This window comes from Pseudomonas reactans, from assembly GCF_013385825.1.
Lineage (GTDB): Bacteria > Pseudomonadota > Gammaproteobacteria > Pseudomonadales > Pseudomonadaceae > Aquipseudomonas > Aquipseudomonas reactans.
Window position 1 is genome coordinate 335,355 of the sequence record NZ_JACAPG010000008.1, and the last position, 25,686, is coordinate 361,040.

Annotated in this window: 21 protein-coding genes and 1 tRNA gene; 10 read left to right on the forward strand and 12 right to left on the reverse strand. The window is 59.6% G+C overall.

From position 1 onward, the window contains the following. The first annotated feature begins 196 nt into the window (after positions 1-196). The 4 genes from HX868_RS09870 to HX868_RS09885 all read left to right on the forward strand — a co-directional run bounded on the left by HX868_RS09870 (position 197) and on the right by HX868_RS09885 (position 7,360). Positions 197-2,002 carry a phenylacyl-CoA dehydrogenase gene (locus HX868_RS09870; RefSeq protein WP_016977848.1) on the forward strand — a complete coding sequence of 602 codons (1,806 nt, stop codon included), beginning with the start codon at positions 197-199 and terminating at the stop codon, positions 2,000-2,002. Positions 2,003-2,309: 307 nt separating this feature from the next. Next, on the forward strand, positions 2,310-3,599 hold the full coding sequence (locus HX868_RS09875; RefSeq protein ID WP_177002706.1) for a GGDEF domain-containing protein: 1,290 nt from the start codon (positions 2,310-2,312) through the stop codon (positions 3,597-3,599). Between the two features lie 89 nt (positions 3,600-3,688). Then, complete coding sequence (locus HX868_RS09880; RefSeq protein ID WP_177002707.1) at positions 3,689-5,458, forward strand: acyl-CoA dehydrogenase C-terminal domain-containing protein; 1,770 nt, start codon at positions 3,689-3,691, stop codon at positions 5,456-5,458. Positions 5,459-5,581: 123 nt separating this feature from the next. Continuing rightward, entirely contained in the window at positions 5,582-7,360 is a 1,779-nt protein-coding gene (locus HX868_RS09885; RefSeq protein ID WP_177002708.1) for an acyl-CoA dehydrogenase C-terminal domain-containing protein, read from the forward strand. A 241-nt stretch (positions 7,361-7,601) separates the two neighbouring features. On the opposite strand, the gene HX868_RS09890 is transcribed toward HX868_RS09885, so the two are convergent. Continuing rightward, complete coding sequence (locus HX868_RS09890) at positions 7,602-8,501, reverse strand: LysR family transcriptional regulator (protein WP_016977852.1); 900 nt, start codon at positions 8,499-8,501, stop codon at positions 7,602-7,604. 209 nt (positions 8,502-8,710) lie between these two features. Here HX868_RS09890 and HX868_RS09895 point away from each other — a divergent pair, with 209 nt between their 5' ends. The 4 genes from HX868_RS09895 to HX868_RS09910 all read left to right on the forward strand — a co-directional run bounded on the left by HX868_RS09895 (position 8,711) and on the right by HX868_RS09910 (position 11,121). Further along, on the forward strand, positions 8,711-9,973 hold the full coding sequence (locus HX868_RS09895; protein ID WP_177002709.1) for an aspartate aminotransferase family protein: 1,263 nt from the start codon (positions 8,711-8,713) through the stop codon (positions 9,971-9,973). Between the two features lie 225 nt (positions 9,974-10,198). After that, positions 10,199-10,564, forward strand: coding sequence for a type II toxin-antitoxin system RelE/ParE family toxin (locus tag HX868_RS09900; RefSeq protein WP_177002710.1), 366 nt, complete (start codon positions 10,199-10,201; stop codon positions 10,562-10,564). Then, complete coding sequence (locus tag HX868_RS09905; RefSeq protein WP_177002711.1) at positions 10,548-10,868, forward strand: helix-turn-helix domain-containing protein; 321 nt, start codon at positions 10,548-10,550, stop codon at positions 10,866-10,868. Before HX868_RS09900 ends, HX868_RS09905 begins: the two co-directional genes overlap by 17 nt. A 94-nt stretch (positions 10,869-10,962) precedes the next feature. After that, a complete protein-coding gene (locus HX868_RS09910; RefSeq protein WP_010207008.1) occupies positions 10,963-11,121 on the forward strand; it encodes a YqaE/Pmp3 family membrane protein in 159 nt (52 codons plus the stop codon). Between the two features lie 5 nt (positions 11,122-11,126). Here the strand turns inward: HX868_RS09910 and pqqE are convergent, their stop codons facing one another. The 9 genes from pqqE to HX868_RS09955 form a co-directional block, all read right to left on the reverse strand. Beyond that, positions 11,127-12,257, reverse strand: a complete 1,131-nt coding sequence (pqqE, locus tag HX868_RS09915; protein WP_095013758.1) for a pyrroloquinoline quinone biosynthesis protein PqqE — start codon at positions 12,255-12,257, stop codon at positions 11,127-11,129. Further along, on the reverse strand, positions 12,250-12,525 hold the full coding sequence (gene pqqD / locus HX868_RS09920) for a pyrroloquinoline quinone biosynthesis peptide chaperone PqqD (RefSeq protein ID WP_033898094.1): 276 nt from the start codon (positions 12,523-12,525) through the stop codon (positions 12,250-12,252). Before pqqD ends, pqqE begins: the two co-directional genes overlap by 8 nt. Next, positions 12,522-13,274 (reverse strand): pyrroloquinoline-quinone synthase PqqC, encoded by a 753-nt coding sequence (gene pqqC / locus HX868_RS09925; RefSeq protein ID WP_016977856.1) that lies wholly within the window; start codon positions 13,272-13,274, stop codon positions 12,522-12,524. The genes pqqD and pqqC overlap by 4 nt, the downstream gene beginning before the upstream one ends. An 11-nt stretch (positions 13,275-13,285) precedes the next feature. Next, the gene (gene pqqB / locus HX868_RS09930; protein ID WP_177002712.1) at positions 13,286-14,197 is read right to left on the reverse strand and encodes a pyrroloquinoline quinone biosynthesis protein PqqB; all 912 of its coding nucleotides are present in this window, start codon (positions 14,195-14,197) and stop codon (positions 13,286-13,288) included. Positions 14,198-14,263: 66 nt separating this feature from the next. Further along, positions 14,264-14,338 (reverse strand): pyrroloquinoline quinone precursor peptide PqqA, encoded by a 75-nt coding sequence (gene pqqA, locus HX868_RS09935; protein ID WP_003194766.1) that lies wholly within the window; start codon positions 14,336-14,338, stop codon positions 14,264-14,266. Positions 14,339-14,497: 159 nt separating this feature from the next. Continuing rightward, positions 14,498-16,840, reverse strand: coding sequence for a pyrroloquinoline quinone biosynthesis protein PqqF (gene pqqF, locus HX868_RS09940; protein WP_177002713.1), 2,343 nt, complete (start codon positions 16,838-16,840; stop codon positions 14,498-14,500). A 48-nt stretch (positions 16,841-16,888) separates the two neighbouring features. Next, positions 16,889-17,683 carry a carbon-nitrogen hydrolase family protein gene (locus tag HX868_RS09945; protein WP_177002714.1) on the reverse strand — a complete coding sequence of 265 codons (795 nt, stop codon included), beginning with the start codon at positions 17,681-17,683 and terminating at the stop codon, positions 16,889-16,891. Positions 17,684-17,693: 10 nt separating this feature from the next. Continuing rightward, the gene (locus tag HX868_RS09950) at positions 17,694-19,376 is read right to left on the reverse strand and encodes a flavin monoamine oxidase family protein (RefSeq protein ID WP_095017491.1); all 1,683 of its coding nucleotides are present in this window, start codon (positions 19,374-19,376) and stop codon (positions 17,694-17,696) included. Positions 19,377-19,543: 167 nt separating this feature from the next. Further along, on the reverse strand, positions 19,544-19,990 hold the full coding sequence (locus HX868_RS09955) for an Lrp/AsnC family transcriptional regulator (protein ID WP_177002715.1): 447 nt from the start codon (positions 19,988-19,990) through the stop codon (positions 19,544-19,546). Between the two features lie 174 nt (positions 19,991-20,164). Here HX868_RS09955 and HX868_RS09960 point away from each other — a divergent pair, with 174 nt between their 5' ends. Further along, the gene (locus HX868_RS09960) at positions 20,165-20,590 is read left to right on the forward strand and encodes a VOC family protein (RefSeq protein WP_177002716.1); all 426 of its coding nucleotides are present in this window, start codon (positions 20,165-20,167) and stop codon (positions 20,588-20,590) included. 167 nt (positions 20,591-20,757) lie between these two features. After that, positions 20,758-21,504, forward strand: coding sequence for a hypothetical protein (locus HX868_RS09965; protein WP_177002717.1), 747 nt, complete (start codon positions 20,758-20,760; stop codon positions 21,502-21,504). Between the two features lie 246 nt (positions 21,505-21,750). Here HX868_RS09965 and HX868_RS09970 read toward each other — a convergent pair. Together HX868_RS09970 and HX868_RS09975 are read right to left on the reverse strand one after the other, a co-directional pair. Beyond that, positions 21,751-21,827, reverse strand: a tRNA-Ile gene (locus HX868_RS09970). Between the two features lie 15 nt (positions 21,828-21,842). Further along, positions 21,843-25,586, reverse strand: a complete 3,744-nt coding sequence (locus HX868_RS09975) for a bifunctional diguanylate cyclase/phosphodiesterase (RefSeq protein WP_177002718.1) — start codon at positions 25,584-25,586, stop codon at positions 21,843-21,845. Positions 25,587-25,686 lie beyond the last annotated feature (100 nt).

A 25,686-nucleotide genomic window follows, 5' to 3' on the forward strand; every position in this document is an offset into this window, starting at 1 on the left:
CTATTTCTCCTAATCTCACTGTGGCACCCCGCCGCAGGCGTCGCCGTGCGCGCCTTTGATTCACGTCATGACAAACGGCATCCGGACGACGCTTGACATCCCCAGGTGGTAAACGTATGTTTCAAACACCTGTTTGACCGCCACAACAATTCCACGCGGTTGTTCATTCCAGATACATCAGCAGAGGTTTATCGCTATGCCTGACTACAAGGCCCCCTTGCGTGATATTCGCTTCGTTCGTGACGAACTGCTTGGCTATGAAGCGCACTATCAGAGCCTGCCGGCTTGCCAGGACGCTACCCCAGACATGGTTGACGCCATCCTTGAAGAGGGCGCCAAGTTTTGTGAGCAAGTGCTGGCACCGCTGAACCGCGTGGGCGACATCGAAGGCTGCACCTGGAGTGAGTCGGGCGTTAAAACCCCAACCGGTTTCAAAGAAGCCTATAAACAATTCGTCGAAGGCGGCTGGCCAAGCCTGGCCCACGACGTGGAGCACGGCGGCCAAGGCCTGCCGGAATCCCTGGGCCTTGCCGTGAGCGAAATGGTCGGCGCCGCCAACTGGTCGTGGGGCATGTACCCGGGCCTGTCCCACGGTGCGATGAACACCATCTCCGAGCACGGTACTCCCGAGCAGCAAGAGGCTTACCTGACCAAACTGGTGTCGGGCGAATGGACCGGCACCATGTGCCTGACCGAGCCACACTGCGGCACCGACCTGGGCATGCTGCGCACCAAGGCCGAGCCTCAGGCTGACGGTTCCTACAAAGTCTCCGGCACCAAGATCTTCATCTCGGCCGGTGAACACGACATGGCCGATAACATCGTACACATCGTACTGGCCCGCCTGCCGGACGCACCGGCTGGCACCAAAGGTATCTCGCTGTTCATCGTGCCGAAGTTCCTGCCGAACGCCGACGGTTCGATTGGCGCGCGCAACGCCGTGACCTGTGGATCCCTTGAACACAAGATGGGCATCCACGGCAACGCCACCTGCGTGATGAACTTTGACGCGGCGACCGGTTTCCTGATCGGCCCGGCGAACAAAGGCCTGAACTGCATGTTCACCTTTATGAACACCGCTCGCCTGGGTACCGCGCTGCAAGGTCTGTCCCACGCCGAAATCGGCTTCCAAGGCGGCCTGAAGTACGCTCGCGATCGCCTGCAAATGCGCTCCCTGACTGGCCCGAAAGCGCCGGACAAAGCCGCCGACCCGATCATCGTGCACCCTGACGTGCGCCGCATGCTGCTGACCATGAAAGCCTTCGCCGAAGGCAACCGTGCGATGGTGTACTTCACCGCCAAGCAAGTGGACATCGTCAAATACGGCACCGACGACGAAGCCAAGAAACAGGCCGACGGCCTGCTGGCCTTCATGACTCCGATCGCCAAGGCGTTCATGACCGAAGTCGGCTTCGAGTCTGCCAACCACGGCGTACAGATCTACGGCGGCCACGGCTTCATCGCCGAGTGGGGCATGGAGCAGAACGTTCGCGACAGCCGTATTTCGATGCTGTACGAAGGCACCACCGGTATCCAGGCCCTCGACCTGCTGGGCCGTAAAGTGCTGATGACCCAAGGCGAAGCGCTCAAGGGCTTCACCAAGATCGTGCACAAGTTCTGCCAGGCCAACGAAGGTAACGAAGCCGTCAAAGAGTTCGTTGCTCCGCTGGCTGCACTGAACAAAGAGTGGGGCGAGTTGACCATGAAGGTCGGCATGGCCGCGATGAAAGACCGCGAAGAAGTGGGTGCCGCCTCGGTGGACTACCTGATGTACTCCGGTTACGCGTGCCTGGCTTACTTCTGGGCCGACATGGCGCGCCTGGCTGCCGAAAAACTGGCTGCCGGCACCACCGAAGAGGCGTTCTACACCGCCAAGCTGCAGACTGCGCGCTTCTACTTCCAGCGCATCCTGCCGCGTACCCTGGCCCATAAAGCCACCATGCTGTCGGGCGCAAACAACCTGATGGACATGAAAGAAGAAGACTTCGGCCTGGCTTACTAAGCCTTACCGGGTTCACTTCAAGAGCCGCCGCTCCTTCACGGGAGCGGCGGTTTTTTCGTTTCTCTGTAGGAGCGAGCTTGCTCGCGAAAAAACCACAAGCACCGCGTTTATTCAGGCGCCCCCCGTCATCGTTGACGACCTTCGCGGGCAAGCCCGCTCCTACAGAAAGCGTTGCAACAAAAAGCTCAGGGATTGGCGAAGCCTGCCGTTACAGTGATGGCAATGTGATACATGCGTGCCAGGTTGTGCTTAACTGTCGGCGTAAGGGCACAGTGCCATCATCTTTTTGCGGGTCGGAGTTTTACCCTTGTCGCGCGTGTCTGCTGTACGTTTCAGTCATTTTTTACCTTCGTTGCTGCTCTTGCTGGCCGGGCTCTCGGCTGCGTATGTCAAGGACCTCAACGTCTTCTTCACGTCACTGTTCAATGTGTTGCCGACCCTGGTGCTGTTGCTCGGCGGTTCGTATTGCGCGGTGTATCGTCGTCAGCGCGAACTGTTCCTGATGATCACGGTGTACATCGCCTACTTCCTGCTGGATACCCAGACCGACTTCTACCGCGACAACGGTCGCGTGCGCGAAGACGCGGCTGTGGTGTTTCATTTGTGTTGCCTGCTGTTGCCGTTGTTGTTCAGCATCTACGCGCTATGGCAGGAAAAGACCCACCTGTTCCGCGACTTCGTCGCCCGTGGCGCGGTGCTGCTGGCGGTGGGCAGCGTGGCGCTGGCGCTGGAGCAGAGTTATCCCCAAGCCGTGCTGAACTGGTTGGCGGAAATTCGCTGGCCGGCGCTGCATGGCAGTTGGATGAGCCTGATCCAGCTGTCGTATCCGATGTTCCTGATCGGTTTCCTGACCCTTGCGGCACAGTACTGGTACCAGCCGCGCCCGCTGCACGCGGCGCAACTGGTGGGCCTGCTGGGCCTATTCTGGATGTTGCCGCAGACTTTCATCTTGCCGTTTACCCTGAACATCATGTGCAGCCAGGTGATGCTGATGATCGCCGCCGGCGTGGCCCACGAGGCTTATCAAATGGCCTTTCGCGATGAACTCACCGGCTTGCCAGGGCGCCGCGCGCTGAACGAGCGCATGCAGAGGCTGGGGCGCAACTATGTGTTGGCGATGAGCGACGTCGATCACTTCAAGCGCTTCAACGACACCCACGGCCATGATGTCGGTGACCAGGTGCTGCGACTGGTGGCGAGCAAGTTGTCCAAGGTCAACGGCGGCGGGCGGGCTTATCGCTACGGTGGTGAAGAGTTCGCCGTGGTGTTCGCCGGCAAGACGGTCGAGGAGTGCTTGCCGCACCTGGAGGAGATCCGCGAGATCATCGCGGATTACGATATCAAGCTGCGCAATGCCGACCGCCCTCAGGACGACCACCAGGGCCGTCAGCGCCGTGCGGGCAGCGGTGCATCGAGCGTTTCGGTGACCATCAGCATCGGCGTGGCCGAGCGCCAGGCCGAGCAGCGCACGCCCGAAGAAGTGCTCAAATCCGCCGACCAGGCGCTGTACGCCGCCAAAGGCGCCGGGCGTAACTGCGTGGTCGCGGCCGGGCAAACCCGTCGTGGCGCAGTGCGCACGGAAGGCGCTGCCAGTTGAGTGATGGCGCTGTATTCAGCAGCGCTACAGTGATTGTCCGAGGCAATGCCCGGCAGTAGGTTGAAACATCTGCTGACGGAGACATTGCCATGCCTGACTACAAAGCTCCCCTTCGTGACATGCGTTTTCTGATCGACAACGTGTTTGATTTCCACGGCCATTACGCCGCGTTGGGCGTGACCGACGCCAGCCCGGACATGGTCAGCGCGATTCTTGAAGAAGGCGCCAAATTCTGCGAAAACGTGCTCGCACCGCTCAACCGCAGCGGCGACGAAGAAGGCTGTCATTTCGACAACGGCGTGGTCACTACGCCCAAGGGTTTCAAGGAAGCCTTCGCCCAGTACGTGGAAGGCGGCTGGCACGGCCTGGCGGCAGACCCGGCCTATGGCGGCCAGGGCTTGCCGTCGTCGCTGGGCCTGGTGCTCAGCGAGATGATCGGTTCCAGCAACACCTCCTGGGGCATGTACCCAGGGCTGACCCACGGCGCGATGTCGGCGATCCATGCCCACGGCACCGCCGTGCAGAAAGACACGTTCCTCACCAAACTCACCGCCGGCGAATGGACCGGCACCATGTGCCTGACCGAAGCCCATTGCGGAACCGACCTGGGCCTGATCAAGACCCGCGCCGTGCCCCAGGCGGACGGCAGCTATGCGGTCACCGGCAGCAAGATCTTCATCTCGGCCGGCGAACATGACATGAGCGCCAACATTATCCACCTGGTGCTGGCCAAACTGCCGGACGCACCGGCGGGCACCAAGGGCATCTCGCTGTTTATCGTGCCCAAGTTCCATGCGGATTCGGGCGAGCGCAACGCGGTGCACTGCGGCTCCATCGAACACAAGATGGGCATCAAGGGTTCGGCCACCTGCGTGTTGAACTTCGACGGCGCCAAGGGCTTTTTGATTGGCGAGGCGAACAAAGGCCTCAACTGCATGTTCACCATGATGAATCACGCGCGCCTGGGCACCGGCATGCAGGGCTTGTGCAATGGCGAAGCGAGCTTCCAGGGCGCGATCAAATACGCCAACGACCGCCTGCAGATGCGCTCGTTGACCGGCGCCAAGGCTCCGGATAAAGCCGCCGACCCGATCATCGTGCACCCCGATGTGCGCCGCATGCTGCTGACCATGAAGGCCTTCAACGAAGGCAACCGCGCACTGACCTACTTCACCGCACAGTTGCTCGACACCGCGCACCTGAGCCGCGACGCCACGCAGCGTCAGGACGCCGAAGACCTGCTGGCGTTCCTCACGCCGATCTGCAAAGCCTTCATGACCGACACTGGCCTTGAGGTGACCAACCACGGCATGCAGATCTTCGGTGGCCACGGCTACATCCGCGAATGGGGCATGGAACAACTGGCCCGCGACGCACGGATTGCGCCGATCTATGAAGGCACCAACGGCATCCAGGCCCTCGACCTGCTGGGGCGCAAAGTGTTGGGCAGCCAGGGCAAGTTGCTGCGTGGGTTTACCAAGATCGTGCATAAGTTCTGCGCGGCGAATGCCGAGCACCCGCAGATCAAGGCCTATGTGGCGCAGCTCAACCAGCTGAACGGGGAGTGGGGCGAACTGACCACTAAAGTCGGCATGGCCGCGATGAAGAACCCCGATGAAGTCGGTGCGGCGGCCGTGGATTACTTGATGTACAGCGGCTACGTGATCCTTGCCTACCTGTGGCTGCGTATGGCGATGGCTGCCCTTGAGCAACCGGACTCGGATTTCTCCAAGGCCAAGCTCGCGACCTGCGACTTCTATTTCAAGCGCCTGCTACCGCGTACCGCCACCCACCGTGCTGCGGTGGAAGCGGGCAGCGAATGCCTGATGAGTCTGCCTGCGGAGGCATTTGCGCTGTAGTGACTTAAAAATACCGATCAGTCACAAGTGGACCCTATGTGTCTGAAAAGTTGTTCGGGTACACTCTGAGCCTGTAAAACCGACTCTTACCGAATTACTTTTCACGTTCTCACGAGGTTTGCCATGGCTGATTACAAAGCGCCGCTGCGTGATATGCGCTTCGTCCTCAACGAAGTCTTTGAGGTCGCCACCACTTGGGCCCAATTGCCGGCATTGGCAGACACCGTTGACGCCGAAACCGTAGAGGCCATCCTCGAAGAAGCTGGCAAGGTCACCGCTAAATCCATCGCCCCGCTCAGCCGCGGTGGCGATGAGCAGGGTTGCCGCTGGGACAACACCGCGGTGTTCACGCCGGACGGTTTTCCACAGGCCTACAAAACCTATGCCGAAGGCGGCTGGGTTGGGGTAGGTGGTGACCCGATGTTCGGCGGCATGGGTATGCCCAAGGCGGTGTCGGCCCAGGTTGAAGAGATGATCAACTCGTCGAGCCTGGCGTTTGGTTTGTACCCGATGCTGACCTCCGGCGCCTGCGTGTCGATCAACACCCACGCCAGCGAAGAACTGAAAGCCGCTTATCTGCCGAAGATGTATTCCGGTGAATGGGCCGGCTCCATGTGCCTGACCGAAGCCCACGCCGGTACTGACTTGGGGATTATCCGCACCAAGGCCGAGCCACAGGCGGACGGTTCCTACACAGTCAGCGGTACCAAAATCTTTATCACCGGTGGTGAACACGACCTCACCGACAACATCATCCATCTGGTGCTGGCCAAGCTGCCGGACGCACCGGCCGGTCCCAAGGGCATATCGCTGTTCCTGGTGCCGAAATTCATGGTCAATGCCGACGGCAGCCTGGGCGCGCGCAACACCGTGAGCTGCGGTTCCATCGAGCACAAGATGGGGATCCAGGCGTCGGCGACCTGCGTGATGAACTTCGACGAAGCGGTGGGCTACCTGGTGGGTGAGCCGAACCGTGGCTTGGCGGCGATGTTCACCATGATGAACTACGAGCGTCTGGGTGTGGGTATCCAGGGCCTGGCGTCCGGCGAGCGTTCCTACCAGAACGCCATTGAATATGCGCGCGACCGCGTGCAAAGCCGTGCACCGACCGGCGCACAGCATAAAGACAAAGTGGCCGACCCGATTATCGTGCACCCCGACGTACGGCGCATGCTGTTGACCATGAAGGCCGCGAACGAAGGTGGCCGGGCGTTCTCCACCTATGTGGCGACGCAGCTGGACATCGCCAAGTTCAGCGACGATGCCGTTGCGCGTGAGCGCGCCGATAACCTGGTTGCGCTGCTGACTCCGGTAGCCAAGGCGTTCTTGAGCGACCTGGGCCTGGAAACCACCGTGCTCGGCCAACAAGTGTTCGGCGGCCATGGCTACATTCGCGAGTGGGGCCAGGAGCAATTGGTGCGGGACGTGCGCATCACCCAGATCTACGAAGGCACCAACGGCATCCAGGCCCTGGACTTGATGGGGCGCAAGATCGTCGGCAGCGGCGGGGCGTTCTACACCCTGTTTGCCGATGAGATCCGCGCGTTCATTGCCTCGGCGGGTGCCGAGCTGAGTGAGTTCACCAAACCGCTGGGCGCAGCGGTGGATAACCTGGATGAGCTGACCGCCTGGGTGCTGGACCGCGCCAAGACCAACCCGAATGAAATCGGCGCGGCGTCGGTGGAGTACCTGCACGCCTTCGGCTACATGGCCTACGCCTATATGTGGGCACGCATGGCCAAGGCCGCGTTGGGCAAGGAATCTGAAGAAGATTTTTACGCCAGCAAGCTGGGCACTGCACGTTTCTATTTCGCCCGCTTGTTGCCACGCATCCACTCGCTGAGTGCGTCGGTAAAATCCGGTAGCGAATCGCTGTTTTTGCTGGATGAGGCACTGTTCTAAGGGCTTGGAGGGCGTGTAAGCATTCTCTTACATGACGTGCTGCTAATCGTCCTCTATCGCCATATTGGATCCACGGATAATCTACTTCACATGGACGTCGCGCAGGAAGCGCAAAGCAACAACACGGACACGTAGGATTCTGCCAGGACGGCGGAGTGAAATGGATGTCAGGGAAACAGTCTGCAAAGCCCCGCTTCGGCGGGGTTTTCTTTTGCCCGCGAAAAAGTCAGCCCGCTTGAGTTCAGGGCTGTGCCTGCGGGGCATTCATCACGTCTTCCAGCAGAGTGCGCAGCAACGCCACTGTCGCTTGCTGGCGTTGCACATCGCGGCACACCAGGCCGACTTTCAGCGGCACTCTGGGTTCACTCAAGGGTTTCCATAGCAGCGACTGACTGTTGTGTTCGTCCTGCGAGCGCCCCGGCAGCACCGTCGCCAGTTTTGTGTGCGGCAGACTGTCGAGAATCCCCACCATGGTGTTCAACTCTGCCTGAACTTGCGGGCGTCTTCCGAGGTTGGACAGCTGTCCTTGCCAGATCTGCCGGACCTGGAACTCCTCCCCCAGCAGCAACATCGGCAGCTCCGCCGCCTGCTTCAGCGAGACTTTCTTGAATTCCCGCAGGGGATGGTCTTCGGGGATGACGACTTTCAGCTCATCTTCGTACAGCAACACGCCGTGCAGCCCCGGCTGGCGTGGCGGCAAGTAGCTTATGCCGATATCCAGCGAGCCGTTGAGCAGTCGTCGCTCGATCTCAAGTCCGGTCAATTCGTAGATCTGCACCACCAGATGTGGCTGGGCCTTGCGCACGCGCTCGAGCATCTGCGGCACCAGGCTGGTGTGCACGGTTTGCAGCACGCCGATAGCCAGGGTGCGCATCGCCTGGCCCTTGAAGTTGCGCAGGGCTTCAACCGCCTGTTGCATGCCATCGATCAGCGGCAAGGCATGGTTGTACAGCGTGTGCGCCGCAAGCGTCGGCAGCAGCCGCTTGCTGCTGCGCTCGAACAGACTCACATCCAGGTTCTGCTCCAACTGGCGAATCTGCTGGGACAGCGCCGGCTGGGAGATCGACAGGCGCTCGGCGGCACGGCCTACGTGGCCTTCCTCATACACCGCGACGAAATAACGCAGTTGCTTGAAATCCATAAGACTTACTTATCGAAAAAGCTGGAAAAACGAAATGGCTGTTGGCCCCTGAGGAGCCTAGTCTAGCGCCTATTCGCAGGGCTTACAGGGCCGGATCGGGCAATGAACAGCGTTTATGTTGATAGCGTTTACATAGGCAAGGCAAAAAACCTGAAGGCAGTATTGGCGTGTCGCAACGACCAAAGTCCGGTTGCTATTGGGGGTGAGCTATGAATCTGTTCCGTCGCCCCGCGCCGAGCCTGGACGATTTGATTCTCGAGGCGCCCGGCGATACGTCTTCCAGCGAATCCCTGATGCCCTCCGTCGCTCGCCCGCCGCAAGTTTTCGTACGCGGCCAGGGTTCCTGGCTATGGGACAGCGACGACCGTGCCTACCTGGATTTCAGTCAGGGCAACGCGGCCAACAGCCTCGGCCACAGCCCTCAGGCGCTGATCAAGGCGCTGGCTGACCAGACCCAAGCGCTGATCAACCCCGGCAACGGCCTGCATAACCGCGCTCAACTCAACCTTGCTGAACGCCTGTGCCATCGCACCGGCAGCGATCAGGCATACCTGCTCAACAGCGGTGCGGAAGCCGTTGAAGCCGCGATCAAGTTGGCGCGCAAATGGGGCCAGCTGCATCGCGGGGGAGCGTATCGCATCCTCAGTGCCAGCGCTGGTTGCCACGGCCGCAGTTTTGCAGCGATGTCGGCGTCGGCGGGTGGTCCAGAAAACCGTTTCGAACCGCAATTGCCCGGCTTCAGCCATGTGCCCTTCAACGACCTGCCGGCGCTGCATGCGGCCGTCGACGCGCAAACCGTCGCGATCCTGCTCGAACCGATCCAGGGCGAAGCGGGCGTCATCCCTGCGACCGAGCATTACCTCAAAGGCGTCGAGCGCTTGTGCCGTGAACTGGGGATCCTGCTGATCCTCGACGAAGTGCAAACCGGCCTGGGCCGCTGCGGCACCTTGCTCGCCGAGCAGCAATACGGCGTACGTGCCGACATCATCACCCTCGGCAAAGGCCTGGGCGGCGGGGTGCCCCTTGCAGCGCTGCTGGCACGGGGCAAAGCCTGTTGCTTCGACGTGGGCGAGTTGGGAGGTACTCACCACGGTAATGCGCTGATGGCTTCGGCCGGGCTGGCAGTACTCGACTCCGTGCTGGAGCCCGGCTTTATGGATCACGTGCGCGAGTCCGGCGTGTACCTGGGCGAAGGTCTTGCGCGCCTGGCCTACCGCTACGACCACGGTCAATTGCGTGGTCACGGCCTGATGTGGGGCCTTACGTTGTCGGATGATTCTGCGGATGCTGTTGTAAAAGCGGCGCTGCACGAAGGTCTGATCCTCCAAGCTCCGCAACCCAACTGCCTGCGCTTCACCCCGGCCCTGACTGTGAGCAAAAGCAACATCGACGAAATGCTCCTGCGCCTGGCCCGCGCCTTCTCCCGCGTGCGTACCGCCCAACTGCAATGCCGCAAGGGCATCGCCGTTTAACCCCCTACTCCTGAACCGTCTCGCGGTCTACGCGGCGCCTCCGGCCTGATTCTTTTGGCTGGGGGCGTTTTTTTGGGCGTGTCATTTTTGGATTGAAAATGTTGATTGAGCGTTTGTGAAAACAATGGCTTTTTAGCGGGCGTCGGCAAGGACTGCCGATGGGGCACAGCGTGCTCTACTTCTAATCTATACCACTGGGTGGTATGTTTGTGGGCAGGGATATCCATGAGGCTGAGGTTATTCAAGACACGGCGGTTTGCTGATGCGGCCAGCAAGGCCTGGATTTGTGATTCGGAGTTGAGGGAGGCATTTGGCGAATTTCTGAAGGGGCAGGCAGATAATCTGGGGGGAGGTGTTTGGAAAAAACGTCTCAACCAGAATAGGCATCGCTCCATAGTGTTGGCTAAGGGCAGACATTACTGGGTCTATCAGATGCTGTTCGCCAAGCAGGACCAAGGCAATATCAGTCAGAGCGAATTGGCTGGGTTCCGGTCATTGGCTAAGACGTATGAAAGTTTTAACGAAGCGCAGATACAGCAGATGCTGGATCTCAAGGAGTTTGTGGAGATACATCATGACCAAAAAATATAAAAGCGAGGCATTTGAGTCTATTCACCATTCCGCCGAAGCGCTCTATGCCATCGGCGCCATCAGCAAAACCACGCTTCGCGAATATGACGAGGCCTGCTTATCTGCGGTCCCTGAGCAAATCCCGGCCGACCAAATCAAGCAGCTTCGTGAAAGCAGCCATGTGAGCCAACCTGTGTTCGCCCGCTACCTGAACACCAGCGCTTCCACCGTGAAAAAGTGGGAGTCCGGCGAGAAGCAACCCAGCGGCATGGCGCTCAAGTTACTGAGCATCGTGAAGAAACACGGCTTGGAGATTCTCGCCTGAAAGTGGCCCAACGCCAGATCCCACTGAACCCTCACGAACGCCCAAGGTCGATTAGCTACACGGCTCACACGAGCCGATTTTCTGGAGCTTACCCATGGACATCATTCGTATCATCATCGCCATTCTGCTGCCGCCACTGGGTGTGTTCCTGCAAGTGGGTTTCGCCGGTGCATTCTGGTTGAACATCCTGCTGACCTTGTGCGGGTACTTCCCGGGCATCATCCACGCGGTGTACATCATCGCCAAGCGCTGAGGCCGTCAGCCTTTTGCGATGAGCCGTGAGTTGCGCTCGTTGCGAAAGGCCAACTGCTCGATGGTCTGGGTGGCGTGTTCGGCATCTTCGCGCGCTTGCAGGATGATGCCGTGCTGCTCGGACTTGCTGCACACCGGGTCGGCATTGCTCGCGTCCCCCGTGAGCATGAAGGCCTGGCATCGGCAGCCGCCGAAGTCCTTTTCCTTTTCATCGCATGACCGGCATGGCTCGGGCATCCAGTCGTAGCCGCGAAAGCGGTTGAAGCCGAACGAGTCGTACCAGATGTGCTGCATGCTGTGGTCGCGCACATTGGGAAATTGCACCGGCATCTGTCGGGCACCGTGGCAGGGCAGGGCGGTGCCGTCCGGTGTCACGGTCAGAAAGATACTGCCCCAGCCGTTCATGCAGGCTTTCGGGCGTTCTTCGTAGTAATCCGGTGTGACGAAGATCAGCTTGCACGGGTGACCTTCGGCTTCCAGCTTGGCGCGGTATTCGTTGGTGATGCGCTCGGCGCGCACCAGTTGTGCCTGGGTCGGCAACAGCCCGACACGATTGAGTTGGGCCCAGCCGTAGAACTGGCAGGTGGCGAGCTCGACGAAGTCTGCCTCAAGCGCAATGCACAGCTCGATGATGCGGTCGATCTTGTCGATGTTGTGCCGATGGGTCACGAAGTTCAGCACCATCGGGTAGCCGTGGGCCTTCACCGCACGGGCCATTTCCAGCTTTTGCGCGAAGGCTTTTTTCGAGCCTGCCAGCAGGTTGTTCACCTGTTCGTCGCTGGCCTGGAAGCTGATCTGGATATGGTCCAGGCCGGCTTTCTTGAAGTCGCTGATCTTCTGTTCGGTCAAGCCGATGCCGGAGGTGATCAGGTTGGTGTAGAACCCCAGCCTGCGGGCCTCGGCGATCAACTCGGCCAAGTCTTGACGCACCAACGGCTCACCGCCGGAAAATCCCAGTTGTGCCGCGCCCATCTCGCGGGCTTCGCGAAACACCTTGAACCATTGCTCGGTACTCAGTTCCTTGCCCTGCTCGGCAAAGTCCAGCGGGTTGGAGCAGTACGGGCACTGCAACGGGCAGCGGTAGGTCAGCTCGGCCAGTAACCACAGCGGCAAGCCAACCGGCGGTTTTTCAGGCAAGGGTAATCCAGTGCTCTGCACGGGCGACCTCCATGAAATCCTCGATGTCTTTACCGAGTTCTGGCACGCCGGGGAATTGTTTATCCAGCTCGGCGATGATCGCCGCCACGTCGCGCTCGCCGTCGATCAAGCCACCGATCAGCGCGGCGCTGTCGTTGAGCTTGATCATGCCTTCGGGGTAGAGCAACACATGGCCCTTTTGCGCAGGCTCGTACTGATAGCGATAGCCCTGGCGCCAGGTGGGTTTCTTGCTGCGATCAAAGCTCATAGGGTGATCCCTTTATGCCATACCCGCTGGTCGGTCACGCTGTGATACGGCGGACGCTTGAGTTCGTAGGCCATGCTCATGGCATCCAGCATGCTCCACAAAATATCCAGTTTGAACTGGAGAATTTCCAGCATGCGCTCCTGGCCTTCACGGGTGGTGTAGTGCTGCAGGGTGATCGCCAAACCATGTTCCACATCGCGACGGGCCTGGCCCAGGCGGGTGCGGAAATATTCATAACCGGCCGGGTCGATCCACGGGTAATGCTGAGGCCAGCTGTCGAGGCGCGACTGGTGGATTTGCGGCGCGAACAGCTCAGTCAGCGAACTGCTGGCGGCTTCCTGCCAACTGGCGCGACGGGCGAAGTTGACGTAGGCGTCTACCGCAAATCGTACGCCGGGCAGTACCAATTCCTGCGAGCGCAGTTGGTCCGGGTCGAGGCCAACGGCCTGGCCCAGGCGCAGCCAGGCTTCGATACCGCCGTCTTCACCGGGGGCGCCGTCGTGGTCGAGCAGGCGCTGGATCCACTCGCGGCGGATCTCGCGGTCCGGGCAATTGGCCAGGATCGCAGCGTCTTTCAGGGGGATGTTCACCTGATAGTAGAAACGGTTGGCGACCCAGCCCTGGATCTGCTCGCGGGTCGCGCGGCCTTCGTACATCGCCACGTGGTACGGGTGATGGATATGGTAGAAGGCGCCCTTGGCCCGCAGGGCGGCTTCGAATTCAGCGGTGGTCAATGGCGTATCAGTCATGTCGGTCGCTCCTACAATTCAATGCTCATGCCGTCGTAAGCCACTTCGACATTGCGCCGCACCAGTTCCGCTCGCTCGGCAGAGTCTTCATCGAGGATCGGGTTGGTGTTGTTGATGTGGATAAGTACTTTGCGCTGCTCGGGCAGTTGCTCCAGCACTTCCAGCATGCCGCCGGGGCCGTTCTGTGCCAGGTGGCCCATTTCGCGGCCGGTGCGGGTGCCGACGCCGCGGCGCTGCATTTCGTTGTCGTCCCACATCGTGCCGTCCACCAGCAGGCAGTCACTGCCGGCCATGATCTCCAGCAATGGCGCGTCGACCTTGCCCAGCCCCGGCGCGTAGAACAGTTTGCCGCCGGTGCGCAGGTCTTCGACGATCAGGCCGATGTTGTCGCCGGGGTGCGGGTCGAATCGATGCGGCGAGTAGGGTGGAGCAGCGCTGCGCAGGGGCAGTGGGGTGAAACGCAGGTTCGGGCAGGCCGGAATGGTGAAGCTGGCGTCCAGCTCAATGCGATTCCAGGCCAGGCCACCGTTCCAGTGGGTGAGCATGGTGAACAGTGGGAAGCCGGTGCTCAGGTCTTCATGAACCATGTCGGTGCACCACACCTGATGCGGGCAGCCTTCGCGCAGGCTCAACAGGCCGGTGGTGTGGTCGATCTGGCTGTCCATCAGGATGATTGCGCTGATGCCGGTATCCCGCAGTGCGCGGCCGGGTTGCATGGGTGCAAAGCCTTGGAGTTGCGCGCGGATATCTGGCGAGGCGTTGCACAGCACCCAGTTCACGCCATCGTCGGAGATCGCGATGGACGACTGGGTGCGCGCCTGGGCCCGCAGGCTGCCATCACGAAAACCCGCGCAGTTCACGCAGTTGCAGTTCCACTGCGGGAACCCACCGCCGGCGGCGGAACCTAGAATCTGGACAAACATGGCAGCTCCATCAAGCTCAAAACAAAAACGCCCCGGGCGAACCGAGGCGTTGTATTACCCAGCGGATTAACGGCTGGCGAAGTACATGGTGACTTCGAAGCCGATGCGCAGATCAGTGTAAGCAGGTTTGGACCAAGTCATATTCTTACTCCTACGAAGGGATGGGACGTTTACTACCAAGGAATACATATAGTCCACCTCCAGTCGGAGATGTTCAGATGTGTGCGTATGAATGTTACGCAATTCTTTTCAAGTTAGCGCTGTCTTGGTGGAAAAAGCCTTTTGCAGGGGCGGCAATGATCAGTCTGCCGCTTGCCAGGCATCCGAGATGCGCGGGCCGTTGGCCACGCAACGCCAGCCGCCTGCGGCGTCGTTCAGTTGCTGGGCGGCAAGCTGCACTGTTTCGCGGGCGCAGGTTTGGATGTGGGATTGAAGGTCGGTCAGGTATCCCGACGAGTGGCCCGCCAAATGGGCATGCCACAGCAGCTCGGCGGCTTGGGCGTTGGGCAGTGTCTGTGCTGAGAATTGCTGCGCCAACGCCGTGTTGCCCAAGTCGTCGCTGCTATCGATCAGTGTCGGCAGTTGTTTCAGGAATACTTGCAGGTGATCAACGATGACTTCCCGCGGCACGCTGGGGGATTGCACGCCGAATAGCAGGCCGGTCTGGCCATTGATCTGCCGGATACCGCTGAACACCGCGTAGCCGATTTGCAGCTCAACGCGCAGGCGCTGGTAGAACGGGCCTTGGATCAGATGGCCAAGCAGTCGCCAAGCGGCTTCGTCCGCCAGGGATTGGCTCGGCGTTGGGCAAAACAGCAGCAGTGCGGCTTCATCAGAGTCGGTTTTAATCCCATGCCAGATACGCTGGCCGCTGAGAGAGGGCAGAACATGATCGAGGTGTGCAGGCTGCCCTGGCAGACGGGCCGCTGCGGTCTTGATCGCGGCTTCATACGCTGCCGAGAAACCCAGTCCCAGACCATGCCAGCGCGCAGTGGACCACGATGCCGATTCGGGATTGTGCCCGTTGCAGCAAGCGGGCAGCGCCTTGAGCAATTCACGGATGGCAATCATCTGCGGTGAGTTGGGTGGGGCCTCTTGCGGTTGATTCAGGCTTTGCGCCAACGCGTCCAGCACCGCCGGCATGGGCTCCTGCAGCCCGATCATTTTCACCTGCCAGTCCTGGCCCAAGCTTTCGAACGACAATTCGACGCCTGCCTGACGGGCATTCTCACGTAACGGCTGCAAAGTGTTTTCCAGGCCGGAAGGCGCTGAGCGCCATTGCAGATACAGGGCACCTTCATCACCGTCATCTGCGAATGCCTGACTGAAGGTCAGCGCCGACACTTCCCTACGTCCACGGGAGCGATCCTGGGCAAAGGTGCGCAAGCCACGGTGAGCGCTGGTCTGGCCGCGAATCAGGCCGGCGCGTTCTTCCTTGGCCGGTGGGCGCAGGAACGGGTTGTTCGGCGGCAACTGCCAAGTGTGTGTGGAGGGCGGCAGGTACAGCGAATCAAGCATGGCCTTGAGGGCGACAACGTCCTGTTCCGATAGGTCTTGGCTGTCGTTCCGGGCCAAGGCCAGGGCGCCTTGGACCTGCTGTTGACGAGCGGCCAGTAGCGCGAACTCTTCACGCAATGACGTCCAGTCGCTGTGTGCGAAAAAGCTCAGCCAGTCGTGCAGCAACGCCTCGATCTGCGTGGCTGATTCATCTTGGATGGTGAAGTCGATATCCAACACGGCTTGCCCGGCGAAGTGATAAATCACTGACGCCTGCAGTGCACTCGCCAGTTGCTGCGTCTTCAGTTCAGCCAGCAATCCGCCGGGTGCCGAGGTGTTAAGCCAGGTGCAGAGAAACGCCAGTGCTTCCCGTGGCGCATCGCAGGGGATGACGTGGTGCAGGTGATGGTGGGTGATGTGCTGATAGCTCCAAGCATCGCCCTGCATCAATGCCGGTGGAGCGGATTGTGGGCGTAGCGGTCCTGAGGTGAGTTGCTCGCTGAAGTGCTGTGCCAAGGCTTCCAGCACTTCCAGTGATTGCGGGCCCGCCAAGCTCAAGGTCATCTGCCCGCTCTGATAGAACTGTGTGTGGAATTCCTGCAACGCTTGCTGAAATGCCTCACGCTCCACCGGCAGGCTGTCGCGGTTGCCTGCGTGGAAGCCCCGCAGCGGATGATCAGCCGCGAGTCCTTCAAGCAAAGCGACCTGCCGCTGCGCCTTGGCGTCCTGGGACCAGGCGACGAACTCGGCGTGCAGCACCTCGCGCTCACGCATCTGGTCCTCCAGCGCCAGGCGTGGATGGGTCAGCATGTCAGCCAAGCGCTCCAACCCACCGGCAAACGTTGCATGCGGCAATTCAAAGAAAAAATCCGTGGTGCGCTCACGGGTACTGGCATTGACCTGGCCGCCATGACGTTGCACGTAGGCCATCAACCCTTCGTTCGTGGGAAAACGCTCGGTGCCGAGGAACAGCAGATGTTCCAGGAAATGCGCCAACCCCGGCCACGCCAGCGGCACATCATGGCTGCCTGCCGCTACGCTCAAAACGGCGGCGCAACGTTTCAGACGTGACGCATGCTGCAAGGAAACCCGCAAGCCATTGGCAAGGGTCAGGTGAAGGTGCTGAGGGTAGGCCGGCGCAGGCATGGGCAGTTCCGAAACGTAGAATCTGCCTATGCTAACAAACCGGCTGGATCACGGCTTGTGCAGCGCTCCATACAGCTCGGGGCGACGGTCTTGCAGGTAGTGATTGGCGGCACGGGCCTCCAGGATCGACTGACGATCCAGCTCCCCGACGATCAAGGCTTCATCCAGGCCCGCCTGGGCAATGCGCTGGCCATTCGGCGCGGCGATGCTGCTTTGCCCGCAGTACTGGATCTCGGCTTCGTGCCCGCAATAATTGGCGTAGGCCACATAACATTGGTTTTCAAAGGCCCGTGCCCGCACGGTGACGTCGGCGACGAAGTCAAATGGCACCATGTTGGCGGTGGGCACCAGAATCAGCTCGGCACCGGCCAGGGCCAGGCGTCGGGTGTTTTCCGGGAACTCCAAGTCATAGCAAATCAGGAAACCCAGCTTCCAGCCGTTGAGCTCCACCAGTGGGAAATCATCGTCGCCGGGGCTGAACATCGAATGGTCCAGATCACCAAACAGGTGCGTCTTGCGGTAGTTGCACACGCGCTGGCCGTGGGCGTCGATCAACTGCACGGCGTTGTAGATCTGGCCATCCGCGGCCCGTTCCGGGTAACCGTAGAGAATCGCCAGCCCGGCGCTCTTGGCCAGTTCGCCAATCGCCTGCGCCGACGGACCATCCTGCGCCTCGGCCAAGGCGCCAACCGCCTCGGCGCCGATGCTGTAGCCAGTGAGGAACATCTCCGGCAGCACCAGCACATCGGCGCCGGACGCCTCATGCGCCAGCGAGTGCAGACGCTTGAGATTGCCAGTCACATCCAGCGGCAGCGGTGGGCATTGGTACAGGGCGACGCGCATGTTCAACTCCTCAATCGGCCAGGGCGATCGGCCCGATTTCATCGAATACGTCACCCGGTCCTGGGTTCTCCGGGTGAGTGCTGCCACCGAAGTGGGTCATGATGCCCCACACCGCGTTCAGCGAGGTCTGCACGGCGCCTTCGACCCAGGCTGGGGTCCAGGACACATCATCACCGGCAATGAAAATCCCACGTTGTTCGGCGGGCATGTCCTTCTGCATAAAGTGTGCATACATGCGCTGGTTGTAGCGATAGTGGCCGGGCAGCGCGCCTTTGAAGGCCCCGAGGAAATGCGGGTCGGCTTCCCATGACACGGTGATCGGGTCGCCGATGATGCGCGCCTTGATGTCGACTTTCGGGTAGATCTTTTTCAGCGCGTCGAGGGCCAGCTTCACACGCTTATCGATGGGCTGCGGCAGCATTTTCAGCGCGTCGCTCATCCACGAGTACGACAAGCAGATCACTCCCGGCTTGTCGTCGCCGTTATCGAACAGGTAGGTGCCACGGGTCAGGCGGTCGGTGAGGGTCATGCTCATCAGATCGCGGCCGGTCTCTGGGTCTTTGTCTTTCCAGAACGGCCGGTCGACCATCACGAAGGTTTTCGACGATTGCATGTAGCGCGTGCGGTCCAGGGCCATCCACATTTTTTGCGAGAACAGGGTTTCGTCGCATTCGATCTGGGTGGTCAGCAGCCAGCTTTGGCAGGTGGTCAGTACCGCGGCGTATTCGCGGGTGTCGCCATAGTTGTCGGTGACGGCGAAACGGCCATCGGCGGCATGGGCGATGCGCTTCACCCCGGCCCTTGGTGCACCGCGATGCAGCGAGCTCAGGCTGGTGCCGGCCGGCCAGTGGGCGCAGCGCTCCGGTACATGACGCCAGATACCCATCGGCACCTGAGCCACGCCGCCGACTACCAGATGCTGGTGGTCATCGCAGTTGGTCATTACCACACGGAAGATTTCCAGCATGGAGTTGGGGAAGTCCGAGTCCCAGCCGCCAGTGCCGAAACCGACCTGGCCAAACACTTCGCGGTGATGGAAGGACAATTTGGCAAATGCCTTGGAGGTGGCGACGAAGTCGTAGAAGGTGCGGTCATCCCACAGCGGCACGAGCTTGTTCCACAGCTCCTTGAGGCGTGGCACGTCACGGTCGCGGATGGCTTGCTGGATATCACCGAACTGCGAACCGGCTTCCAGAGCATCAGCCCAGGCGTCCGCCACTTCCTGGAACAGCACCGGCAAGTCGGAGAGTTTTTGCGCGTAGTGGGTCTGGCCCTCAAGGTCGATGACCGTGCTGCCGGAGGCCGGCGTCAACGGGTTGGGGAAAGGTTTGGTTTCCAGGCCGAGCTTGTCCACATAGTGGTAGAACGCGGTGGATGACACCGGGAAGCGCATGCCGCCAAGCTCAGCGATGATGCCTTCGGCGCCTTCAAAGGCCTGGGAGCGCAGGCGGCCACCCATTTTCGAGGCTTCGTACACCACCGGCTTGAGACCGAGTTTCATCAGCTCGTAAGCGGCCACCAGGCCCGCGATCCCGGCGCCGACGATCGCCACTTCGGCGCCGTGGTTGGCAGCAGGAATGCTGCCGAGGCCGGCCGGGTGCTCGATCCAGTCATCAAAGGCAAACGGAAAGTCCGGGCCGAAAATGGTGATGGGTTTTTTACCGTCGGCGGGGTGGCGATTGGTTTTGCTGATGGTGCTGGACGGAATGCTCATGGCTGACCTTACTGACGACTCGACGGGACGCGGCCCGTTGAGTATAGGAAAAGATGGCAGTCAGTTTAGGGAGCGTTGCGCTCGTTATTAAGACGCAATGTGTCGTCGAATTGATCTGTTTTTAGTCATAGTGACGAGGTCGGTGATCAGATTGGTTGTCCGCGATCCAATTTATTACTGAGGATGATCGAAGTGGTGGTTTTCTCCACGCCGTCGACGCTGCCGATCTGATCGAGCAATTGGTCCAACTGTTCCGGCGAATCCGTGCGCAGCCACGCCACGTAATCGAACTCGCCACTCACCGCACACAGCTGTTGAACCTGCGCCATTGCACTGAGCCTGCGCAGCACTTCCTTGCCCGAACGCGCTTGCACGGTAATGCCCACATACGCCTGCAAACCACCATCGACAACCCGTTGGCCAAGGCGTACGCCGTAACCGGTGATCACGTTGGTTTTCTCCAGGCGCGCCAGGCGCGATGTGACGGTGGTACGCGCGATGCCCAACTGCCGGGCGAGCATGGCCACGCTTTCGCGGGCGTTGATCTGCAGGGCGGCGATCAATTGGCGATCGATTTCATCTAGGGCGGGCAAAGTGAGGGCTCCGAAACGGGGGGCAATGAGCAGGCATCTTACAGGCAGATGTCGGCAAGCAGGCCGCGGGGTGTACTCGGTCAAATTTGAGTTGAGCGAAAAAACCAGCCTATTTAAAACGGTGGGGGCGGGGCTAGACTTAGATGCACTGAACGCTCATAGAGGTTTGACCTGATGACACTTGCGCCTTTTCACCTGGCAATCCCCGTATTCGACCTGGCCGCCGCACGGCACTTCTACGGCGAAGTCTTCGGCCTGGAGGAGGGGCGCTCCAGCGACCGTTGGGTTGACTTCAACTTCTTCGGACACCAACTGGTGATCCACGAGCACCCGAAAACCGCTTCACAAGAGGCGGTTCATACCAATGCCGTAGACGGTCACGATGTACCGGTGCCGCATTTTGGCGTGGTGCTGGGCTGGGAAGATTGGCATGCCTTGGCGGAGCGCTTGCAGGCGCGGCAGACCCAGTTCGTGCTGGAGCCGCACATTCGCTTCAAGGGGCAGGTGGGGGAGCAGGCGACGCTGTTTCTGTTTGATCCGTGTGGGAATGCGCTGGAGTTCAAGGCGTTCAGGGATATTGGGCAGTTGTTTGTGAAGTGAGGCTCTACGGCGGTTTTTGAGATTAGGCGCGTCCATTCATGAAAAGCATTAGCGATTCTAGACGAGGATGATGGCAAAAAGTTATCATTGCTGGTTGCTGACACCTTGAATTTTAAGCTGTCGAAGCAGACTGATTTGTCATTCATTTATTCAGGGAAGAAATAGAAGTGGGTAAATTAAGTTTTAAGAAGGCTTTTTTTGGGGTTGTTGGTGTTTGGTTAGCTTTGATGGTGGTGGCTTTTGTATATTCAAGGCTTGTGACGGTAGGGGCTTTAATAGTTTATACCGGTGCGATTCCTTTTCTGCTGACTGTATTTTGGGTGTCGCTTTCTGAACCGGGTTTGAAGTTAAAAGAGTCGCTGAAAGCTTGGCATTGGGCCGTGATCGCTTCTTGGTTATTATTTCTATATACCTTGTATGCGAGGAAGTGGAGTGCGGCTACTCTTAATAGTATCTTTCACGTCGACCCTGAAAAGTTCAGCATCACCTACGATTTTCTCGCGTTTGCCTATGCTCCGGTCTCTATTCTGTATCAACCAGATCTCACTTTAGGATTGCTGATAATCTCTGTCGCCCTGGCAACCGGGCTCGCGCCACTAATCATATTTTCACTGATCGCAAACATCGGATGGAGAACCGTGCTTAAGTGGTATGGGCTTCTCTTGGCATGCGTATACTTGATTTCATTCTTTCTGACTATTGCGGGTAATATTTCAAGGGATGTTAACAAGGTCGCGGTACAGTTTGCATTGTGGGCGGATTTCAATGAAAAGCACACATGTACTGACAGTTGGAGCAGCTTTTCCAAAGGCGTGATTTTTTTGGAGGGTGGGAAGGTTCTTTCCTATTTTCCTGATGCTGGCGATGGTAAGTATTTCGAGATCAAATCCTGCGATATGAAAGAAAGATTTTAAATTGTACGGGCCCGGCAGGCGTTGGGGAATTGATAAGGGCCTACGTCAAGGGGCAAGCAGCATGAGTGATGATGACCCTTCTATAAACTTTGTAGCGGGTCACGTTACTGTCGAACTTATCTGGCCCTGGCCGATCAAGCTGGCCGTTAACCCGACGCCGGTCCGGGTAGGGTTAGAGGTATCCCTGATACCTTGATCCTGAGGCCAAAAACAAAAAAAAGCCGCGCAATGCGCGGCTTTCTTGTTTGGTGGGCCCAGTAGGACTCGAACCTACGACCAAGGGATTATGAGTCCCCTGCTCTAACCAACTGAGCTATAGGCCCTCAGTAGGTCGCGGATTATAACGATGGTTTACCCGCTGTGCCATCCGAATAATCCTCAATGCGCATACGAAGAAACGTAGCAGCAAAAAGCTCCGGCGGTAGCGGCAGGCTGACGATGTAGCCTTGCATTTGTTCGCAGCCTTCAGCGGCCAGGAAAGCTTGCTGTGCGGGGCTCTCCACGCCTTCGGCGATGATGGTGAATTGCATGCTGTGGCCCAGGGCGATGATGGCGCGGACGATGGCGGCGTCGTGGGGGTCGTCGGGCAGGCCGCGGACGAAGGATTGGTCGATCTTGAGGAAATCCAGGGGCAGGCGCTTGAGGTAGCTGAGGGACGAGTAGCCGGTGCCAAAGTCATCAATCGCAAGCTGTACGCCGAGGTCTTTGAGCTGGTGCAGCACCTCCAGCGCCTCTTCAGCCTGGCTCATGATGAAGTTTTCGGTGATTTCCAGTTGCAGGCGGCCGGGGGCGAGTCGGTAGTCATGCAGCAACTGTTTGATACGGCCCAATAAGCCGGGGTGACGTAACTGCGCGCCGGCCAGGTTGACCGACAACGGGCCGAAATCGTCGAAGTGGCCTTGCCAGGCGTGCATTTGCCGGCAGGCTTGTTCCAGCACCCAGTCACCGATCTGCAGAATCATGCCGTTTTCTTCGGCCAGGGCGATGAAGTGTTCGGGCGGTACGTCGCCAAAGGTGGGGTGACGCCAACGAATCAGCGCTTCGGCACCGATCAATTCGTGGGTCGTCAGGCTCAGCTTGGGCTGGTAGTAGAGGCTCAGCTCATCGCGCTCGATGGCGCGGCGCAGTTCGTGCTCCAGTGCCACGCGTTCGTTGGCCTGGGCAGTCAGGTCGCGGGTATAGCTTTCGACCCGGTTACGGCCCTTGGCCTTTGAGCGATACATCGCCGCGTCGGCGTTCTTGACCAGGGTGGCGACGTCGGTGCCGTCCTCGGGGTACAGGCTGGTGCCGATGCTGGCGCTGATAAAAAACTCGTGCTCACCCGCCTGGAACGGCGGCGTGAAGCAGGCCAGCAGTTTATTGGCCAGGTATTGGGCGTCGCTGGCGTGCTGCAGGCCGGGGAGCAGGATGATGAATTCGTCACCGCCCAGGCGGGCGACGGTGTCAATGTCGCGCAGTTGCTCCTTGAGGCGCACGGCGATGTCTTTGAGCAGCAAGTCGCCGATGGGGTGTCCGAGGCTGTCGTTGATGTGTTTGAAACGGTCCAGGTCGAGAAACAGCACGGCGCCTTGTTTGCCGGTTTCCTGATGGCCGTTGAGGGCAGCTTGCAACCGGCTTTCGAACAGCGTGCGGTTGGGCAGGCCGGTCAACGGGTCGTGATGCGCCTGGTAGTCGAGGCGGGCCTGGGCGAGTTTGAGACTGGAGATGTCGGCAAACACTGCGACGAAGTGCGTGATCAATTGGTCGCGGTTGCGCACGGCGCTGATCGTCAACCAGCTTGGGTACACTTCGCCGTTCTTGCGGCGGTTGGAGATCTCGCCCTGCCAGTGTCCCTGGGCGGTCAACTGGTGCCACATGGCTGCGTAGAAGGCGCTGTCATGCAGGCCGGAGGCCAGCAGGCGCGGGGTGTGGCCGAGGGCTTCGGCTTCGCTGTAGCCAGTGATCTCGGTGAAGGCACGGTTGACGGCGCTGATGTTCTGCCGGGTGTCTGTGATCAACACACCTTCAGCGGTGCTCTCGAACACCGTGGCGGCTTGTTGCAGTTTTTCCTGCATCAGCTGGCGCTCGGTGATGTCCCGCGCGATGGTCAGCATGCAGTCTTCATCGCCAATCGGCAGCGGGCGGCTGGACAGCTCGCACAGTCGGATCTGCCCATCGCTGCGGCGTATATGGCAGATGAAGTCACGCACAAAACCATCGCGCTGCATCATCTCCAGCATGTGTTTGCGTTCGTTGAGGTCGACCCATATACCCAGGTCCAAGCTTGATTGGTCCAGGGATGTGGCACTGTTGAAACCGGTGATCCGACTGAAACCGTCGTTGACCTCAATCAACAGGCCATCGCGCTGTCGGCTCAGCAGTAAGCCGTCGGGGGAGGCGTGGAAAGCCTTGGCGAATTTCTCTTCGGAGGTTTGCAGTTGTTGCTGGGTTTCCTTGAGTTGGGTGATGTCGCGCACCACCACCACGATGGCCTCTGTAGTGTCGAGTTGGAACGGTTCGGCGGAAATCAGGCCGGTAAAGGCCTGGCCATTGCTGCGCAGAAAGGGCATTTCCAGGTTGCGGATGCTAGTGGTTTGCACCCGTTGCAGCAGGTCGGGACCGACACCCTGGATACCCCAGATATTCAGCTCGGTAGCGGTTTTACCGATGACCTGTTCGGCCGTCAGGCCAATCTGGTCTTCGAACGCCTTGTTCACCTCCAGCAGGCAGCCATCGGATAACCGAGCAATGACCAGCATGTCAGGGCACTGCTGAAACACCGAGGCGAATTTCTGCTCGGATAGCTGCAAGGCCTCCTCAGTGCGCTTGGCCTCGCTGATATCGATCATCAAGCCGCGCAAAACCGGCTCATGACCATGTTCGATCAGGCTGACAATGTCGCGCACCCATAGGCAACGGCCGTCAGCGGTGATCACTCGGTAATCAATGCTGTGGTCGCGGTTGGCGCGGGTTTCCCTATAGCAGTAGGCCTCGGTGCGGATCAGGTCGGCGGGGTGAATGATATTGCGCCAGAACCCTGGAATCAGCCAATGCGCGCGTGGGTAACCCAGCAAATCTTCGGCGTGGGGCGACACGTAGCTGTAGGTGAAGTCGGTGATACTGGCTTCCCAGGCAATGGCTGACAGGCTCTCGACCAAACCGCGATAGTGATATTCGCTACTGCGCAGTTCCTGTTCGAGGGCTACGCGGCGGGAAATTTCCGAACTAAGTCGGCGATTGATCCTAATGACCACGGCCAGCACGGTGCTCAGCAACAGCACGGCAGGCAGGCCGTAAAGCAGCAGGTCGGTCCAGAAGGTGCGGTGATCGGTAAAGCTGCCGACCCAATGCTGCTGGATGGCGTCGGTTTCTTGCGTGCTGAGGTCGGCGAGTACCTTGTCCAGGATGCCCACCAGCATTTTGTTATCGCGCGGTACACCCATTGCCAATTGGTAGCGGTAGGGGGTTTCGCCGCTAACGTACAAGCCATCGAGCTTGAGTTGGCGCAGGCTCCAGACACTGGAGGCGAGATCGCCGACCACTGCATCTACTTCATCGGTGGCCAGGGCTTGCAGCGTCGAGCTGACATTTGGCATGGCGACCAGGTTGAGATCGGGATGATGGGTGCGCAGCAGTTCATGGGGGGCGTAGTTTTCCACCACGGCAATCTTCAAGCCGTAGAGGTCTTTCAGGGTGCGCGGTTTGGCGCCGCCCTCATGGGCCAGGATAACGATGGGGAAGTCCAGGTAAGGCCGGGTGAACGCCATATAGCCCTGGCGTTCCGGCGTGGACATGATGCCCGGCAGCAGGTCGAGTTGGTTGTTGCGGGCCTGCTCCAGTACTGCACTCCAGTTTGCCGGCTCGATCAATTTGACGCGCACGCCGAGGCGATCCTGGATCAGGCGCACATAATCTGCCGCCAAGCCTTGGTAGCGGCCACTCTCGTCACGGTATTCAAAGGGTGGCCATGACGCATCCACCCCGAGGCGCAACTCCTGATGGTCCGCCAGCCAGTCACGCTCATCATCGCTAAGAGTCAATGCGCCAGCCGTTGCGGTCCAGGTCAGCAGCCACAGCAAAAACACAGCCGGCAATCTGGGCATAACGGTCTCGTTATGGCACGGGGAATGTTTCGAGTGTAGACGGGCATTGCGGGGGAGGGGTGTTGCGCGAGGTTTTATCGATACAAAACAAAACCCCCGG

What these genes read in the sequence shown, in the direction of transcription:
- HX868_RS09870 (WP_016977848.1), top strand. Translation starts at nt 197, where the DNA reads ATGCCTGACTACAAGGCCCCCTTGCGTGATATTCGCTTCGTTCGTGAC.
- HX868_RS09880 (WP_177002707.1), top strand. Translation starts at nt 3,689, where the DNA reads ATGCCTGACTACAAAGCTCCCCTTCGTGACATGCGTTTTCTGATCGAC.
- HX868_RS09885 (WP_177002708.1), top strand. Translation starts at nt 5,582, where the DNA reads ATGGCTGATTACAAAGCGCCGCTGCGTGATATGCGCTTCGTCCTCAAC.
- HX868_RS09890 (WP_016977852.1), bottom strand. Translation starts at nt 8,501, where the DNA reads ATGGATTTCAAGCAACTGCGTTATTTCGTCGCGGTGTATGAGGAAGGC.
- HX868_RS09895 (WP_177002709.1), top strand. Translation starts at nt 8,711, where the DNA reads ATGAATCTGTTCCGTCGCCCCGCGCCGAGCCTGGACGATTTGATTCTC.
- HX868_RS09900 (WP_177002710.1), top strand. Translation starts at nt 10,199, where the DNA reads ATGAGGCTGAGGTTATTCAAGACACGGCGGTTTGCTGATGCGGCCAGC.
- HX868_RS09905 (WP_177002711.1), top strand. Translation starts at nt 10,548, where the DNA reads ATGACCAAAAAATATAAAAGCGAGGCATTTGAGTCTATTCACCATTCC.
- HX868_RS09910 (WP_010207008.1), top strand. Translation starts at nt 10,963, where the DNA reads ATGGACATCATTCGTATCATCATCGCCATTCTGCTGCCGCCACTGGGT.
- pqqD (WP_033898094.1), bottom strand. Translation starts at nt 12,525, where the DNA reads ATGAGCTTTGATCGCAGCAAGAAACCCACCTGGCGCCAGGGCTATCGC.
- pqqC (WP_016977856.1), bottom strand. Translation starts at nt 13,274, where the DNA reads ATGACTGATACGCCATTGACCACCGCTGAATTCGAAGCCGCCCTGCGG.
- pqqB (WP_177002712.1), bottom strand. Translation starts at nt 14,197, where the DNA reads ATGTTTGTCCAGATTCTAGGTTCCGCCGCCGGCGGTGGGTTCCCGCAG.
- pqqF (WP_177002713.1), bottom strand. Translation starts at nt 16,840, where the DNA reads ATGCCTGCGCCGGCCTACCCTCAGCACCTTCACCTGACCCTTGCCAAT.
- HX868_RS09945 (WP_177002714.1), bottom strand. Translation starts at nt 17,683, where the DNA reads ATGCGCGTCGCCCTGTACCAATGCCCACCGCTGCCGCTGGATGTGACT.
- HX868_RS09960 (WP_177002716.1), top strand. Translation starts at nt 20,165, where the DNA reads ATGACACTTGCGCCTTTTCACCTGGCAATCCCCGTATTCGACCTGGCC.
- HX868_RS09975 (WP_177002718.1), bottom strand. Translation starts at nt 25,586, where the DNA reads ATGCCCAGATTGCCGGCTGTGTTTTTGCTGTGGCTGCTGACCTGGACC.